Raw genomic sequence first — 16413 nt, 5'->3', positions numbered from 1 at the left:
AGTCCCGCTCGCAGTCGAACAGGCACAGCTGATCTGCTCGAACCAGGTGCTCAGAGACAGAGCGTGGAGGTATTGCCACTCTTGCACGCTGGTTGACCTCAGCCCTCAATGTGAGTCGCGGGCCAAGCACGCCACCGAAAGTGAGCTGAATGGGCGCGAGGTCGTCGCGGCTGTCGGTTCGGTGTTGTCGTGCTATGACGCACATCCGACACAACGAGATGCCGGTCCTCTCGGCGATGGCGATCGGCTCACGCCGGCACCAGGCGCAGCGCCCGGCCTGGTGTTTGAGTCGCCAGGATCGGCACGGCGCGCACACGGGTTCGTTTCCCCAGCTCAAGCAGTCCGGACAGGACCGGGGGGCAGTGTTGACGAACCTCCCTGGTCCGGGGTCGACGAGCCCGAAGGGAGCCAGGACTGCGTAGGCATCGGTTCCGCGGGGTGCGGTCCTGATCCAGGACCGTGGTACTCGTTCCAGCCCGTCCGCGCGGGCGGCGGCGAGAAGCAGGTTCGCCATCCGCCTGGTGCCCTGGCGCCTGATCGTGTCGTGGCCGAGCTCGCGGGCCCGCCGCTTGACCTCGGCGGCAACGATCTCGAACCCGGGCGCCCACCGTCCGTCGATCCGCTCCCCGAGTGAGTGCAAGAAGCGGCGCGGTGGTCGGACCAGCATCAACTGGCCCGGTTCCAGCGGCGGGCAGATCGACTCGTCATCGACGGGAGGGGTGGTCGATGACCATACCCATGGTGGCCGTGGATGGCGAAAGGCGGACCGCTCGGGTCGGCCGACACCCGGAAGGATCAGAATCAGTTGTGCGGGCGGCAAAGACCGTCGATCGCGACGAGCATCGACATTGTTGACGAGGTAGCACAGCCGACAGACATGATGAGGGTTGACTGTCTCAGTGAATCCACACCGATTGCATTGTCCAATAATCGAATTCGTTCGAGCCCAGACCTTGCACGGAGGGCATCGACCGTCTGCACCGACCGGTCCCCATCCGTGACAGACCAGGCATTCGCCGACGGCGCGTTCTCTTCCCACCCTCGTCCCCAGCCGGTCGCAGGTCAGTTGGGCGGCAAGGCGCGGGGTCCGCGCTTGTCGCGTTGGGGCGTCGGCCGAACAGGATGGGATCCGGCGCCTGGTGTCGAGTGATTGTCTCCGCCGCTGACAGCTCGCTCCTCACCGACTCGGGCTACGGGTTCGGGCTCGAGAAGGTCCGAGATGCTGCACTCCAACGCGGCACAGATCAGGTCGAGCTCGTCGAGGCGCAACGAGATCGGCTTCTTGCTCCACAGCTGCGCCACCTTGCTCAACGACGGCTCGAACCCGACCTGCCTGAACGCGACCAACAATTCGCTGGGGCGCCAGATGTCGCGCCGGGCGGCCGCCCATCGTAGATTCCATTTCATCCCAACCTCCCAGGATCGATCATCAGTCGCTGGACCGCCCGACCGGACGACGCCAGGCTGGCCTGCTCAGGGTCGGCTCGGGCAGTAGACAGGTATCCGACCGTCGTCGTCGCCCGCTCATGACCGAGCAGGCGCTGTACCTCCCACAGTCCCATCCCACGTTCGTAGTTGTGGGTCGCACAGGCATGACGCAGCAGGTGTGGGTGCAGCCTCGGCACTGGCCCCGTCAGAAACTGTGTACTCGCTCGATGCAGAGCGCGGCGGAACGTCGCCGACGTCACCGGGGACGCCGCGGTAACAGCACCGGTCGTGCTCAGCGCTGTCGGTATCCGCTCGGAGGGAAACAGGGGCGCGCGGGGGTCGTCGGGGTCGTCGCTGAACTCGCCGCGGACCTGCTCGACATACCACCACAGCAATTCTCGCCCGACCTCGAAGAGGTAGGCGAATCGATCGCGCGGTCCCGAGCCATGGGAACCCTTCCCGTGCACCATGATCCGACCCCACTGCCCCAACTCCCAGTGCACGTCGGTGATCCTCATCGCGCACAGCTCGGCCGAACGGACACCTGATATGTATGCCAGTCGGGCCATCACATAGTCACGGCAGGAAACGGACCACTTTCGGGCCGAGGCCAGGGACTCACGCCATCGGGCGAAGAACTCACGCATCGCCCGCTGCGACGGCGGCACACGCAGACCGAAGTCACCCCGGTGCACCGGCCGGTTGAACTCGTCGACCGGCGACTCGACCACCACACCGAACCGGCTGCTGATCTCCGCCCCGTAGCGTTGTTCGAGGAACGCGAAGTAGCCGTCGATGCGGCTCATCTTTAACCTGACGGTGCTCGTGGCCCTCTTCCCCGGCCCTGAAAAGTATTGATCCAACTGCCGAGGCGATAGCCGCCACGGCACGTCGTTGAAGTACTCACACACCTCGACTACCGGCTTCACCAGCTGGTCGAGCGTGCTGCGAGCCAAACCCGCAGCATCACGTGCCCATTGATATTCCGCGACCGTGTCGACGAAGAACCGGTGTTCCAGGTCGCCAGCAGATCCGCCGGGCCGCGGCTGGTGGAGCGCCACCACCTCGGCCAACGCAGTGGTGTCGCCGATCAACTCGGGCTCGTCGAGACGCAATTCCTGGACATCCAACACCGCACTCAGGTGTCGACTATCGGAATCCGTCATGAAGCGGCAGATTACTGCAGTAACTCTTGGATTTCATGACTTTCGGGCGAAATTCAATGCCCACAACCTGGCGGCCGGTGCGGCCTTCCTACCTGGCAGAAGCCTTCGGACACCTCATCAGGACGCCGGAAGGAACCTGCACGTACTCCGATATGTTCTCGAGGATCTTCGCCATCCCGAGGCATGCCGTCCCGGCCACCCAGGCGGGCTTCGACGAGGACGCGAACAAAATGACTCTGCCGGCCACGACGAGCTGGCGCTGCGCTGCGATGACGGACTTGATGTACTTGCGGTCCTTCTCGCCGAGGCTTGCGTACACCTCGTCGTGGATCGCATCGAATTCTTCGGCCAGACGATCGAGTGTCTCTGCGCTCAGATGGCCGAGCGGGCTATCCACTTCCGGAGACGCGGGTGCGGTCGCCTCTTCGGTGTTCGTCATACGTGCCCCATTCGTCGGGAGCTGTCGCAGCCCTCGCCGCTCACAGCTCTATTTCGATGTCACCCTCCACGGTGTGGATGCAGGTACGCACCGAAGCCCCGGTGGGTTCGCTCACCTCGTCGGTTCGCAGGTCCCGGAGTTGCCCGGAACGCAACGTGCCCACGCAGGTGTGGCAGATACCGATACGGCAGCCGTACGGCAACTTGAGGCCGGCGTTCTCGCCCGCGACCAGGATCGGGGTTCCCCCGTCGCACTCGACGTCCTGTTCGCTGTCGAGGAAGTGGATGGTGCCGCCCTCGCCGCTTCCCGCATTCCCCCCGATAACGGGCTGGAAACGGGCGTGATGCCGCTGCCCGCGCTGATGAACAGCAGCTGGGCCGGGACCGGATCGGGGAGGGTGAAGACACCTTCCACCTCGCCGAGGCGCACGATCTCGCCCGGGGCGATCTTCCGTACGAGGTAGGGCGACACGACCCCGCCCTCGACGACTTTCGGCGTGACGCTGATGAGTCCGTCCCGGGGGTCCGGATCGGACGTCAGGGAGTAGGCCCGCCAGTGGTAGACGCCGTCGATGATGACTCCGAGCCGGACGTACTGGCCCGGTTCGTGCCCGGGCCACTCGTACGCGGGCCGAATGAGGACCGAGGCGGTGTCCTCGCTCTCCGGCACCACCCGCTCCACCCGTCCGCGGAGCTCACGGGTGGACCAAAGTGGGTTGATCATCTCGAGGTAGTGGTCCGGTTCGAGAGGTGTGAACAGTCGCCGCACCGCGTGCAACAGCCACTTGCGAACCGGGTGTACATGGGGCCGAGCTCCGCGTTCCGCCATTTCGTCACCTTAACGCGCGGTGCCGCCGGCTCTGCGACAAACCGGACGGCTCCGCCGCGTCGTCACCTGGAGATCACGGACATCACCGCGGGATCGTCGACATCACCGCAAGATCGTCAGCATCACTACCGAGTCGATATTCGCGTAGAGACGGTGCACGATGCCCGCGTCGACGTGAACGGCGGTGCCGGGCACCAGCGAGACGGTCTGCTCCTCGGTCCCGAAGGAAATGTCGCCGACGACCGTCTGCACCACGATGGGAAACATCGCCTGATGATCCGCCATCGTCTGCCCCGCGGTGAAGCTGATACGGATCACCGTGGCGCCCGTCCCCGACGCCAGTTTCTCGATGCGCGGGGTGTCGCCGGTCTGAGGGTTGAGGGTCGCGAGACCTTCGATGACGGTGAGCTTGCCGTCCTTACCGTTCGTTGTCGTCATGCCGCCTTCTTTCGTGCGATGACCTCGATCGCCACGAGGTTCTTCGTGTACTTCGTGAACGTGGAGCGTATCTGCAGCACCCGGGCGCGGGCATCCCTCGAAGCGACGTCAGCCCGGGACGACGGTCGAGTCGCCCCGGGCTGAGCCGGTACATCCGAACGGGTCCGCCCGACCGGAAGGTTTCGAAAGATCAGAAGTTGATCATGTGCCCTGCGAGACCGTGAATGGCCTCCTGCAGCGCCTCGCTGAGCGTCGGGTGCGTGTGGACGTTGCGCGCCAGTTCGTTGACGGTCAGATCCCACTTCTGGGCGAGGGTCAGCTCGGGGAGCAGCTCCGAGACGTCGGGGCCGATGAGGTGGCCGCCGAGAAGTTCACCGTGGGTCTTGTCGGCGATGAGCTTGACGAAACCGGTGGGGTCGGCGAGTCCGTGCGCCTTGCCGTTCGCGGTGAACGGGAAGGTCGCGACCTTGACGTCGTAGCCTTCGTCCTTCGCCTGCTGCTCGGTGAGTCCGAAGGACGCGACCTGCGGCTGGCAGAACGTCGCGCGGGGCATCATCCGGTAATCGCCGAGCTCGAGGGTCTCGGCACCACCGATGGTCTCGGCAGCGACGACGGCCTGAGCCTCGGCGACGTGGGCGAGCTGGAGCTTTGCGGTGACGTCGCCGATGGCGTAGATGCCGTCGACGTTGGTGCGCATCCGTTCGTCGATGGCGATGGCGCCGCGATCGGTGAGCTCGACTCCGGTCTTCTCGAGGCCGTAGCCTTCGACGCGCGGGGCGAATCCCACCGACTGCATGACCTTGTCGACGGTCATCGTCTCGACGTTGCCGGACTTGTTGTCCTTGATCTCGACGGTGACGTCCGAGCCGTTGTCGGAGATCTTCTGGACCGCGGCACCGGTCTTGATGGTGATGCCGAGCTTCTTGTAGGCCTTGGCAATCTCCTTGGAGACGTCCGCGTCCTCGTTGGGCAGTGCCCGGTCGAGGAACTCGACGATGGTGACGTCGACCCCGTAGTTCTTCAGGACGTAGCCGAACTCCATGCCGATGGCACCGGCACCGACGATGACGATCGATCCGGGAAGGTCGCGGGTGAGGATCTGCTCCTCGTACGTGACGACGTTCTCGCTGAGTTCGGTTCCCGGCAGGAGCTTGGTGACCGAACCCGTCGCAATGATGACGTTGTCGAAGGTCACCTGCTCGGTTCCGCCCTTGCTGAGCGAAACCTCGATGGTCTTGGCGTCGACGAACGAGCCCTTACCGTCGTACTCGGTGATCTTGTTCTTCTTCATCAGGAAGTGCACGCCCTTGACGCGACCGTCGGCTACCTTGCGGCTGCGGTCGTAGGCGGCACCGAAGTCGAAGGACACGTCTCCCGACATACCGAAGGTCTTGGCCTCTTTGGTGAAGAGATGTGCCAGTTCGGCATTTCGGAGAAGTGCCTTCGAGGGGATGCAGCCGACGTTCAGGCAGACACCGCCCCAGTACTTCTGCTCGATGATGGCGGTGCTCAATCCCAGCTGTGCCGCGCGGATAGCAGCGACGTACCCACCGGGACCGGCTCCGAGGACAACGACGTCATAGTGTGAGGTCACAGCCATACAGGGTAGTCCTGCCCCATTCGGCTGTCTGCCGATGGTCCGGTTACCCACCGGTAGGTACGAAGCGGACGCTTCAGCCCAGGATGCCGCGGTCGTACGCGGTCGCCACCGCCGCGGCGCGATCCGCCACCTCGAGCTTCCCGAAGATGTGGGTCAGATGCGTCTTGACCGTCGCCTCGCTGATGAACAGTTCCTGCGCGATCGCGCGGTTCGACGTGCCCTTCGCCACCAGGGTCAGTACCTCACGCTCCCGCGCGCTGAGCGTCCTCGATGCGGCCGGGGCGCGCACGCGCGACAGCAGTCGCGACGCCACCACCGGCGAGAGGACGGTGCGTCCCTCCGCGACAGCGCGCACCGCCGCGAACAGTTCGTCACGGGGCGTGTCCTTGAGCAGGTAGCCGATCGCTCCGGCCTCGATAGCCGAGAAAGCGTCGGCGTCGGTGTCGTATGTCGTGAGGACGAGTACGCGGCTCCGGACCTTGCGGGCGGTGAGTTCGGCGATCGCCTCGACTCCCCCGCCCCTCGGCATCCGTAGGTCCATCAGCACCACATCCGGATCCAGCGCCACAGTCACCACCACAGCCTCCGGTCCGGACGACGCCTCTCCTACGACCGCGAATTCGGTTGACGCGGCGAACATCCCACGCAGGCCGTCGCGGACGACCGGATGATCGTCGGCGATCAGCACTGTGATCGCGTCGGCGCTCATTCCGCTGCTCCCACCCGCACCAGCGGAACCCGCACCGAGACCGCCGTCCCGGCACCGCGCTCCGACTCGACAGTCACTTCGCCGGCAACGCGGGCCGCCCGGGACTGCATGCCCCTCAAGCCGAACCCGCGAACCGATCCTGCGGACGGATCGAAACCGCATCCGTCGTCTCGCACATCCACGCTCACCTCGTCCTCCATATACGAGACCGTGACGCCGACACGTCCCGCCCCCGCATGCTTGCTCACGTTGGCGAGTGCCTCCTCGGTGATGCGCAGGAGCGTCGCGCCGATGTCGTCGTGCAACGGCTCGGCTGTGCCGGTCACGGTGAATACGGCGGCTACCCCGGAGTCCGCCTCCCACATCTTCACCACTCGGCCCAGCACCTCGTCGAGTGTGCCGTGCTCGAGCGCCTGCGGGAGCAGATTCTGCACGGAGCGACGGGCTTCGGACAGGCTACGGCGAGCAAGTGCCGCGGCCCGCTCCACATGCCCCCCGGCCACGACCGGGTCGACGGTGTTCTGCGCCGCCTGCAATTGCGTGACGATCCCCGTGAGACCCTGCGCCAGGGTGTCGTGGATCTCGGCGGCGAGACGTCGCCGCTCGTCGTCGATGCCGGCCTCCCGCGCGCGCAGCACGAGCTGCGCGTGGAGTGCCTCGTTTTCGGAGAGAGCCTGTTCCAGACGGTGATTCGTGCGTTCGAGTTCCGCGATCGCGTCGATCCGTTCCTGCGTCAGCGTCTCCTCTCGCGCACTGATTCGGAGCATCATCATCACGATCGAGGAGTTGATGACGAACAACGCACCGAACGCGATCCACATGGTGAGGCCCGACGGCGGGAGACCCCCGCTCTGGGATCCCGCCATCGTCACCGCTGTCGAGAGCAGCCCCACTCGCATCCAACGCTCGGGGAGCAACCGCTCTGCGTCGAAGTACCCGATGAAGGCGTAAAACGCGAAAAACGGATTGAGCCAGGTCAGGACGAACGCAAGAACAGTGCGCCCGGTGAAGTACACAGCGTCCTTGTCGCGACGCCACCACCAGCGCTCCCAGCACACTGCGGCGCCAACCAGCACCAGAGCCGAAACACGTTCTGCCGGCGTCATGAGCAGGTTCGCGGAGGCCAGGGACAGGATCGTCCCGACCGCGAGCAGCACCCACGGTCCCCACCTGTAGATACGCTCCCAGTACTCGTCTGTCGGGGGCGCTGCCATCGCGGTGTCCGTCGCCACGTTGTTCAGCATGACGGGTGCCGCCGTCGTTGCCAACGGAATGTCGTCGTTGCCAACGGAATGTCACTGCCGACCGGTGTCACTGCCGCGGACCGATCTCTACTGCCAGCGAAACCAGCGTGCCGCTGCGGCCGTCAATGCCACCGCCCACAACGCCACCACCATCAGACCACCCGCACTGGGCCACTCCCCTCGGGCCGCCTGGTCGAGGATCTGCGAGGCCGCACCGAAGGGCGTCACCTCGACGATCCGCTGCAGCAGATCCGGCATGGTCTGGACCGGGAGCCACACCCCGGCACAGAACATCATCGGAAAGAAGACGATGGTGCCGATCGTCTGCGCGATCCGTGTGGTCCCCGAGACGGCGGCAATCGCAGCGCCCATGCTCAGCGCCGCCGCAAGCGTGAGGAGCACCGCCAGCGCGTAGCCCCACGGCTGCTCCGGGAATGCCACTCCGAACACACCACGGCCGACGAGCAGGGCGAGCACGACCGACCCGGCCACGGCCACGGCGTGAACCACGATCTGCGCCAGCAGAAGTGTCACCGGCCGGGCCGGGGTCACCGACAGCCGGCGCAGGATTCCGCGTTCGCGGTACGACGACAGCACAGCAGGCATCGTCTGGATACCCGCGACGATCATCGACAGCAACACCACGGTCGGAACGTAGAGATCGATCACCCGGCGTCCCCCGAGACTCGCGTCCGCCTCCCGGAAGGCAGGGATGAGGCCGAGAATCGTCAGCAGGACGACAGGGAAGGCGAGGATCCAGAACATCGCGCCGGGTTCGCGGACGAACAGGCGCGCTTCGGTGCGCACTACCGCGGTCACGGGATTCGTATCGGTCGTCGTCATGGCCGTTTCTCCGGGGTCGTGATATCGAGGAATGCGTCGTCGAGCGTGGCTTCCGTGATGCGGAGCCGTCGAGCGGAGATGCCGTCGCGGGCGAGGAGCGCGAGCACCGCATCGACCGAGTCGTCGTTGCCTTCCACGACCAGCCGGTCGTGGTCGTGACGCACTGCCAGGACTCCGGGCAATGCCGTCAGGGCGTCCGGATCGAGCGGAGCCGACGGGCGGAACGAGACGACGACCGCTGTCGAGGTGCGGGCGATGAGTTCCGAGGGCGTGCCCAGCGCCTTGATCCTGCCGGTATCGAATACCGCGACCCGGTCGCACAACCGCTGCGCCTCTTCCATGAAATGGGTGACCAGCAGCACCGTGACCCCCGAGTCCCGGATCTCTTCGATCAGCGACCATGTCTCGCGGCGGCCACGCGGATCCAAGCCCGTGGTGAGTTCGTCCAGCACTACCACCCGCGGCGATCCGATCAGCGCGAGCGCGATGAAGAGGCGCTGTTGCTGTCCCCCCGACAACTTCGCGAACCGGGTGTCGAGCACGTGCTCGAGGCCGAGCCGTTCGGCCAGCGCCGTCCCGTCCGCGGGACGCGGGTAGAACGATGCGTAGAGGTCGAGAGCCTCCTGCACGGTCAGCTTCGGCTGGAGTTCGCTCTGCTGTAGCTGAGCCCCGAGCAGTTCCGTCAGCACGCGGCGGTCGGCGACCGGGTCGAGCCCGGCGACGCGTACGGTCCCTTCGTCCGGTGCCCGCAAGCCGGAAACGCATTCGGCCGTGGTGGTCTTCCCAGCCCCGTTGGAGCCGAGAATTCCGAATATCTCTCCTTCTCGGACATCGAAACTCACGCCGTCGACGGCGGCGCGGTCGCCGTACCGTTTGTACAGGCCTTTCACTTCTACGATGGGCATGGTCCGAGCTTGCCCGGCGGGGGCGGGCCGCCACATCGCCCGACGGTCTCAGACGGCATCAACCGATCGGGGGATGCGGGTCAGTCGCCCGAGGTACCGGTTCTGCGAGCGAAAGAGCGCATCCGGCGCAGGTATCCGGGTATCGACCGGAACGGCACGCGAACCGGCCAGTCGTCCGGCCGGAAGTATGCCTCGGTGCCACCGTCGACAACCACCACGCTGCCGGCCATGAAGTCGGCGGCCGGGGACACCATGAACTCGACCCACTGCGCGATCTGTTCGGCGTCGCCGAATCCGCCGAGCGGAACAGGGAAGCTCTCGACCGCCCTCTTCAACGGACTGTCGAGTTGTGCGTCGAGCAGTGGTGTGGAGATGGCACCCGGCGCGAGCACGTTGAGGCGGATGCCGGAGCCCGCCCATTCCGGCGTCACCGCTGTGCGGCGAACCCAGCGTGTCACCGCGATCTTGGACGCTGCGTAGGTGAACGGCGGCCCCGATTTGGCGATCCTGGTGGCCCGCGCGACGCCCTTGTCCATGTCGCCCGCGAGAAACGCCTTCACCGCAGAATTCGGTACGCCCGGCGTGGTCGTCGTGGAGTTGGAGCCGAAGACCACCACCTTGCTGTTTCCGGCCGCGGCGAGTGCCGGGCGCCAGCCCACGAGCAGATCGATCACACCTCGCACGTTGACCTGGGCGATGAGCGGTTCCCTACCGGGAGTGGGGCCGAGGCCGGCGGCGAGAACCGCACCGTCGAGCGTGGCTCCGGCCCGATCGAGGGTGCCGCGGATGGCGTCGGACCGCCCCTGCGGAGTCGAGAGGTCGGCCACCACATCGGCGTCCCGGATGTCCACACCGATCACGGTGTGGCCTGCGGCGCGCAGTCTTTCCGCGCTCGCCCTGCCCATACCCGACGCTGATCCCGTTACTACGTATACGCCCATGACCGTGCTGCCCCCGCCTCGCCGATTCGATTGCTCCCCTGCACGGTACATGCGCGGGACCGCAGCGGCCGGTGCTATTCCACCGGCGCTCATCTCGCCGGGGAGAGCGCCGCGCCGACCTCGGCGACGGCGTCGCGCACCATCTGCTCGTACGCATCGAGATCGGGAATCACCCGACTGCCCGCGGCCACACCGATCGTGACCGTCTCTCCGAGTCCGTATACACCGTGGGTCAACGCCATGGCCGGCGACAGTGCCGGGAATCCGGCGCTGAACACCACCGGCCCACCGGCGAGGGCGAGGTCGGCAGAACCACGGAAGACGCTCGACACCACGGTGTTTCCCGTGACGGTGACGGGACGCGGCGACGCGTACCGAACGATCCCGAACCGCGACAGAGGGGCCGGAACATGCTCGGCTGCCGCGTCGCGCTGCGCGAACAGCGGATCGGTCACTCTCTCACGACGCGCACCCAGATCGGCAGCGATGCGGGCAGCCCGGACACCCAGGTCGGATTCGGTGACGAACAGGTCGACGCCGACATTGCGATAGTTGTTGTTCGCGGAACCCACGGCCCCGACCGCCACGGTGACCTCCACACCTAGCCTGTCCGGCACGCTCTCGCCGCGCGTCTCGAGAAACCTGGACAGCGCCACCGAGATCGCCGTCAATGCGACGACGGTGACGGTATGTCCACCACCGCGGAAGGCAGCGGACCTGAACACCACGGCGCGGACGCTGCGCTCGGTACCCGGATCGCAGTTGACGCCGACGAGTGGCCGCCCGGCGGCCGGTGCCGGTATCTCACCTGCCGCGGTCGCGGCGTCGAGAGCGCGTGCCGCAGCGGCCGCACGCCGACCCGACCGCGCCAGGCGAACGACCTGCGCGGGAAACCGGGCGGCGGCACGAACGACCATCTCCCACGCGACGGGCCCTCGATCCGGACGCGGGGACGCCGGTGGCTCGTCCGCACCGAACAGCGCCCTGGCCAGGGCGGTGGCCCCACGGCCGTCCGCGAACGCGTGCGAGACCTGCCAGACGACCACCAGGGCGGCACCGTCACACAGGGGCGCGCCGCGCACTCCGGTGAATACGTGCAGGCGCCACGGGCTCACCCGAGCATCGAGCACCGTCGCAACGAGCGCCCCCAGTGCGTTCTGCACGTTCCCCCACGACGGATCGTCGAGCCGGTACTCGGCGACGAGGTCGTCGCCGAAAGGTCTCGGACACCAATACGGGTAGTCCAGATGCCGGGGAACGTCCCGGACGCGGCACAGCAACTTCCCCATGACGTCGGTACGCCTGCGCACCGCCTCGCGCACCTCGTCCACACCGGCGTCGGTAGCGAAGCAGAAGAGCAGGAACTGGTCGTTCGGCATTCGATCGGAGAGCCAGTACATCTGCGCGTCCGCGGGGGTGAGCTGCACCTCGGCAGCGTAATGCCGGGTAGAAATGAAGTCATGAGCGACACCACCACCGACCCGTACCTCTGGCTCGAGGACGTCACGGGCGAGAAGCAGCTCGACTGGGTCCGCGCCCACAACGACCGCACGGTCGACGCCTATACCCGCAGCACCGGTTTCGGCACACTCGAAAGCCGGATCCGCGAAGTTCTCGACACCGACGCTCGCATTCCGTATGCCCGGCGCCGCGGCGAGTACCTCTACAACTACTGGCGTGACGCCACTCATGTGCGCGGGCTGTGGCGACGCACCACGATGGACCAGTACGTACGCGACAACCCGGAGTGGGACGTCCTGGTCGACCTCGATGCCGTGGCCGAAGAGGAAGGCGAGAACTGGGTGTGGTCGGGTGCCCAGGTCCTGCGTCCGGACCAGACGCGCGCGCTCATCAGCCTCTCGCGCGGCGGTGCCGACGCCACGGTCGTTCGCGAGTTCGACCTCGTCACGCGGCAGTTCGTCTCCGGACCGGACAGCTTCGAAGTGCCGGAGGCGAAGACCGACATCGGGTGGATCGATGCCGATACCGTCTATGTGGGAACAGATTTCGGCGAGGGATCACTGACCGACTCCGGATATCCCCGCATCGCCGCGCGCTGGCGGCGCGGGACGAGGCTGGCCGACGCGGACACGGTCTTCGAGGGCGAAGCGGGCGATGTCGCGGTGTCCGCGTGGTACGACGACACCCCCGGTTACGAGCGCAGTTTCGTCGATCGTGCTCTCGACTTCTACCGGGCCCGGCGGTTCGAACTGACGGCGACCGGCAAATTCGTCGAACTCGAAGTTCCACACGACGCGCGGGTGAGTGTGTACCGCGATCACCTGCTGATCCGTACCCGCTCCGAATGGCTGGGGCACCCCGCCGGCGCGTTGCTCGCTGCCGACTATCCCTCGTTCCTGTCGGGCTCGCGGGACCTGACGGTGTTGTTCACTCCCGACGAGCACACATCGCTCGAACAGTACGCGTGGACGCAGAACCATCTGCTCGTCGTCACGTTGCGCGATGTGCAGACCCAGATGCGGGTGCTCACCCCCGGCGCCGACGGCTGGTCGGACGAGGAATTGCCCGGGGTGCCGGACGCGACGTCGACATCGATCATCGACGTGGATCCGCTCACCGGCGACGACTTCTTCCTCAATTCGAGCGGTTTCACGATCCCGGCGACACTGCTGTCCGGCACGGTGGGTGGCCGGATCGAGCCGATCAAGTCCGCGCCGTCCTTCTTCGACGCCACCGGCATTTCGGTGGTGCAGCATTTCGCGACATCCGACGACGGCACACAGATTCCGTACTTCGTGGTGGGACGCAATACCACGAGCCCGTCACCCACCCTGCTGTACGGCTACGGCGGATTCGAGAACTCGATGGTGCCCGCCTACAGCGGAGGTATCGGCCGCGCGTGGCTCGAGAAGGGCTACACGTACGTGATCGCCAACATCCGCGGCGGTGGCGAGTACGGTCCGGGCTGGCACACCCAAGCGCTCAAGGAGAACCGGCACAAAGTCTTCGAGGACTTCGCCGCCGTTGCGAAAGACCTTGTGGCGCGGGGTATCACCACGGCAGAGCAGCTCGGCGCGCAGGGAGGCAGCAACGGTGGACTCCTGATGGGCGTGATGCTCACCCGGTACCCGCAGTTGTTCGGCGCGATCGTGTGCCAGGTGCCGTTGCTCGACATGAAGCGCTACCACCTGCTGCTCGCCGGTGCTTCCTGGATGGCCGAGTACGGCGACCCCGACAAGCCCGAAGAATGGGAGTTCCTCAGCGGATACTCGCCGTACCAGAACACCGACCCGGATGCGACGTACCCGCCGATCCTGGTGACGACCTCCACTCGCGACGATCGCGTCCACCCCGGCCATGCCCGCAAGATGGTCGCCCGCCTCGAGGAGGAGGGTCACGAAGTCTGGTACTACGAGAACATCGAAGGTGGACACGGCGGTGCAGCCGACAATGCGCAGGCGGCATTCAAGTCGGCGCTGACCTTCACATTCCTGGCGGACAAACTCACGTGACCTAGCGGTCGCGTAACCACGCGGCGACCTTCGCCGCCGTGTCGGCGTTGTCGCGGATCCAGCCGTTGTGCCCGAGCTTCCGGGGGTTGTGCCACGTCGTGATGTCCGCGGCGGACAGTTTGCCCAGCAGGTGGCGGGCCGACTCCACCGGCGTCAGCTCGTCGCCCTCGATGGTGATCGACAGGACCGGCAGGGTGAGGCGGGCAAGCCGCTCCTCGTAGTCGATGTCGGCGCCGGCCGGATCGAACCGGCCTCCGCGCGCGAGCCGCGCCCAGTCGGAAATCAGGACGCGGGACTGCCGGCCGAATCCTGCCACGTCGATCCGGTCGCCCGGCCAGAAACCCGCGACGCTCGATGTCAACGACATCGCCGCCGAGCCCAGCAGGAGTCCGGGGCGGCGGGCACCGCGGTAGTGCCGGTAATACGGGGTGCCCGCAGCGACGAGAATCAGCCCGCCGAGCCGGCCACGGATCCGCGACGCGTAGAGCACGCCGAGTTGGCCTCCCATCGAATGCCCGAGCAGATAGGGCGTCGAATCCGGAAAGCGCTCCCGCACCACCTCGAACACGGCGGGCAGATGCACGGCGACGATGTCGTGGTAGCCGTAGGTGCTCTCCGGTCCGGGCCGGGGGCGGCTGTCCCCCTGCCCCGCCAGTTCGCAGATCGCCGCATCGAACCCGTACCCGGTCAGCGCCTCGGCGAACGATTCGTAGTATCCGGCGGGAACGCCGAGTCCCGGCACGATCACGACCACTGCGCGTGACGAATCGCGACGGGATTCGTGCTCGTGATCGGGGCCCGCGAACAACCGCACCGGTGTCGTGGTGCCGTCGGGTAACTGGATCGGTACGGTCTGCACCGGCTCAGACTAGGCCGATCCGGGCTCGTCGTTCGCCGGTTCGGGCGCGACCTCCCGCGTGGCGGGGTCCGGGATGCCGGCGTCGTCGAGCGCCGCCGCGGTGAGCGCTCTTCCCAGAGCGATCATGTCCGCGGCCCTGTGGAAATCGAGACTCCGGCACGCGGTTCGCGGGACCTCGACGAACACGTCCGGCGGATAGGCGGCGAGCTGGAACCGCGACAGGGCCGACTGCATGATGTCGAGCGACCGGTTCATCACCGCAACGCGTCCGAACTTCGGCGTCGGCGCGTCGTGCGTTCCGGTATCCGCCTCGGGGACCGTCGTGTCCGCGAACGAGTCGTCGTTGTCTACGCTGCTCGCGGAGAACCGGTTGACCACCGATCGCACGATGTCGGTTTCGAGCACCGAGGCAGCGCTACGACGGAAACGTCCCATCCATTCCTCGGCAGGCCGCGGTTCCGAACTCGCGTTCTCGGGTGAGTGCGGCCGACCGCCGTCCTCTCCGGCGAGACTGACGCCGATCGTGAGATCAGCGTGCATTCCGACGGTCGGGGCGATCGGCAACGGCGACAGTGTGCCTCCGTCGGTGAGGACCCTGCCGTTGAGCACCACGGGAGTGATGACGCCGGGAATTGCGATCGACGCTCGGATCGCCGCGTCGACGGGACCCCGCTGGAACCACACCGCGCGTCCCGCCGCGAGGTCGGTGGCAACGGCCGTGAACGGGATCGGCAGATCCTCGATCGAGACCTCTCCGAGTATGTCGCGCATCTTCGACAGGATCCGCTCGGCGTGGATGGCGCCGGGAGCCGACACCGACACGTCGAGCAGCCGCACGACATCCATCTGGGACAGGCTCAGCGCCCACTGCGTGTACGGCTCGAGTTTGCCCGCCGCGTAGACACCCCCGACCAGCGCACCCATCGAAGCGCCTGCCACGCCGACGATTTCGAGGCCGCGTTCCTCGATCACCTGGATCGCGCCGATATGCGCATACCCCCTGGCGCCCCCGCTCCCCAGCGCAAGCGCCACCCGTGTCCGTCCCGCCATGGACCCGATCGTACGCAGACCCACCCGCATCGCACCCCGGATTCCGCTCGACCCCGAGGTCGAGTTCAGGGTCGAGATGGGGGACGCGCCCGGATGTGTTCGGGTGCATGTCCGGCGCACGATAGACGTGTTCGTTTTCGCGGGTCACTCACCATCGGGAGAATTCATGCGCACCAGGGTCATTGCAGCACTCTTCGCCGGCGCGGCGGCCGTCGCTCTCGGAACAGGCACTGCCACAGCACAAACCATTCCCGTCGTCGTCGGCATGAGCCAGCAGTCGGCGGTCGAGCTTCTCACCGAACGCAACATTCCTCATTCGATCACGAACCGGTCGGGCAATCTGTCGGGTCATTGCGTCGTCACCGAGCAACGCGACAAGGGAAACCGCGTCGAGGTCGACTACGAATACGACCACGAGGACGGGGCCTTCGAGCGCGTCGAAACCGAGGTCTGGCGCGGAATCGGACTCACCGTCGTCTGCCGTTGAGCA

14 protein-coding genes and 2 pseudogenes are annotated in these 16413 nt (G+C 66.4%); 2 read left to right on the top strand and 14 right to left on the bottom strand.

Annotation, left to right across the window (positions count from 1 at the left end):
- Nucleotides 1-1062 precede the first annotated feature (1062 nt).
- The 12 genes and pseudogenes from HF877_RS01360 to HF877_RS01300 form a co-directional block, all read right to left on the bottom strand.
- Entirely contained in the window at nucleotides 1063-1407 is a 345-nt protein-coding gene (locus HF877_RS01360; protein WP_169619285.1) for a helix-turn-helix transcriptional regulator, read from the bottom strand.
- On the bottom strand, nucleotides 1404-2594 hold the full coding sequence (locus HF877_RS01355) for a site-specific integrase (RefSeq protein WP_169619283.1): 1191 nt from the start codon (nucleotides 2592-2594) through the stop codon (nucleotides 1404-1406). Before HF877_RS01355 ends, HF877_RS01360 begins: the two co-directional genes overlap by 4 nt.
- Nucleotides 2595-2745: 151 nt before the next feature.
- Nucleotides 2746-3033: pseudogene (locus HF877_RS01350) on the bottom strand (acyl-CoA desaturase); the annotation flags it as partial.
- 40 nt (nucleotides 3034-3073) lie between these two features.
- A pseudogene (locus tag HF877_RS01345) lies at nucleotides 3074-3861 on the bottom strand (iron-sulfur cluster-binding domain-containing protein).
- 102 nt (nucleotides 3862-3963) lie between these two features.
- Complete coding sequence (locus HF877_RS01340) at nucleotides 3964-4299, bottom strand: cupin (protein WP_169619281.1); 336 nt, start codon at nucleotides 4297-4299, stop codon at nucleotides 3964-3966.
- Nucleotides 4300-4489: 190 nt separating this feature from the next.
- Complete coding sequence (lpdA, locus tag HF877_RS01330) at nucleotides 4490-5893, bottom strand: dihydrolipoyl dehydrogenase (protein WP_169619279.1); 1404 nt, start codon at nucleotides 5891-5893, stop codon at nucleotides 4490-4492.
- Nucleotides 5894-5972: 79 nt separating this feature from the next.
- Nucleotides 5973-6608, bottom strand: coding sequence for a response regulator transcription factor (locus tag HF877_RS01325; protein WP_169619277.1), 636 nt, complete (start codon nucleotides 6606-6608; stop codon nucleotides 5973-5975).
- On the bottom strand, nucleotides 6605-7840 hold the full coding sequence (locus HF877_RS01320; RefSeq protein WP_346765031.1) for a sensor histidine kinase: 1236 nt from the start codon (nucleotides 7838-7840) through the stop codon (nucleotides 6605-6607). The genes HF877_RS01325 and HF877_RS01320 overlap by 4 nt, the downstream gene beginning before the upstream one ends.
- A 99-nt stretch (nucleotides 7841-7939) precedes the next feature.
- Entirely contained in the window at nucleotides 7940-8695 is a 756-nt protein-coding gene (locus tag HF877_RS01315; RefSeq protein ID WP_169619273.1) for an ABC transporter permease, read from the bottom strand.
- Nucleotides 8692-9600: an ABC transporter ATP-binding protein gene (locus HF877_RS01310; protein ID WP_169619271.1), complete on the bottom strand. Its 909-nt coding sequence runs from the start codon at nucleotides 9598-9600 to the stop codon at nucleotides 8692-8694. Before HF877_RS01310 ends, HF877_RS01315 begins: the two co-directional genes overlap by 4 nt.
- Before the next feature lie 80 nt (nucleotides 9601-9680).
- Complete coding sequence (locus tag HF877_RS01305) at nucleotides 9681-10541, bottom strand: SDR family oxidoreductase (RefSeq protein ID WP_169619269.1); 861 nt, start codon at nucleotides 10539-10541, stop codon at nucleotides 9681-9683.
- Between the two features lie 89 nt (nucleotides 10542-10630).
- Nucleotides 10631-11968, bottom strand: coding sequence for a wax ester/triacylglycerol synthase domain-containing protein (locus HF877_RS01300; RefSeq protein WP_169619267.1), 1338 nt, complete (start codon nucleotides 11966-11968; stop codon nucleotides 10631-10633).
- 33 nt (nucleotides 11969-12001) lie between these two features.
- On the opposite strand from HF877_RS01300, the gene HF877_RS01295 reads away from it, so the two are divergent.
- A complete protein-coding gene (locus tag HF877_RS01295) occupies nucleotides 12002-14014 on the top strand; it encodes a prolyl oligopeptidase family serine peptidase (RefSeq protein ID WP_169619265.1) in 2013 nt (670 codons plus the stop codon).
- Nucleotide 14015: 1 nt separating this feature from the next.
- On the opposite strand, the gene HF877_RS01290 is transcribed toward HF877_RS01295, so the two are convergent.
- Nucleotides 14016-14873, bottom strand: coding sequence for an alpha/beta fold hydrolase (locus tag HF877_RS01290; RefSeq protein WP_169619263.1), 858 nt, complete (start codon nucleotides 14871-14873; stop codon nucleotides 14016-14018).
- Between the two features lie 9 nt (nucleotides 14874-14882).
- Nucleotides 14883-15923 (bottom strand): patatin-like phospholipase family protein, encoded by a 1041-nt coding sequence (locus HF877_RS01285; protein WP_169619261.1) that lies wholly within the window; start codon nucleotides 15921-15923, stop codon nucleotides 14883-14885.
- A gap of 166 nt (nucleotides 15924-16089) precedes the next feature.
- Between HF877_RS01285 and HF877_RS01280 the strand changes: the two genes are divergently transcribed.
- Nucleotides 16090-16410, top strand: coding sequence for a hypothetical protein (locus tag HF877_RS01280; RefSeq protein ID WP_169619259.1), 321 nt, complete (start codon nucleotides 16090-16092; stop codon nucleotides 16408-16410).
- The last annotated feature ends 3 nt before the right edge of the window (nucleotides 16411-16413 follow it).

Origin of the sequence: Rhodococcus sp. BL-253-APC-6A1W (assembly GCF_012843405.1) — a bacterium.
Taxonomy (GTDB): Bacteria; Actinomycetota; Actinomycetes; order Mycobacteriales; family Mycobacteriaceae; genus Rhodococcus.
Note: the sequence above shows the minus strand (reverse complement) of the source record. Positions and strands in the feature narration are given on the sequence as shown.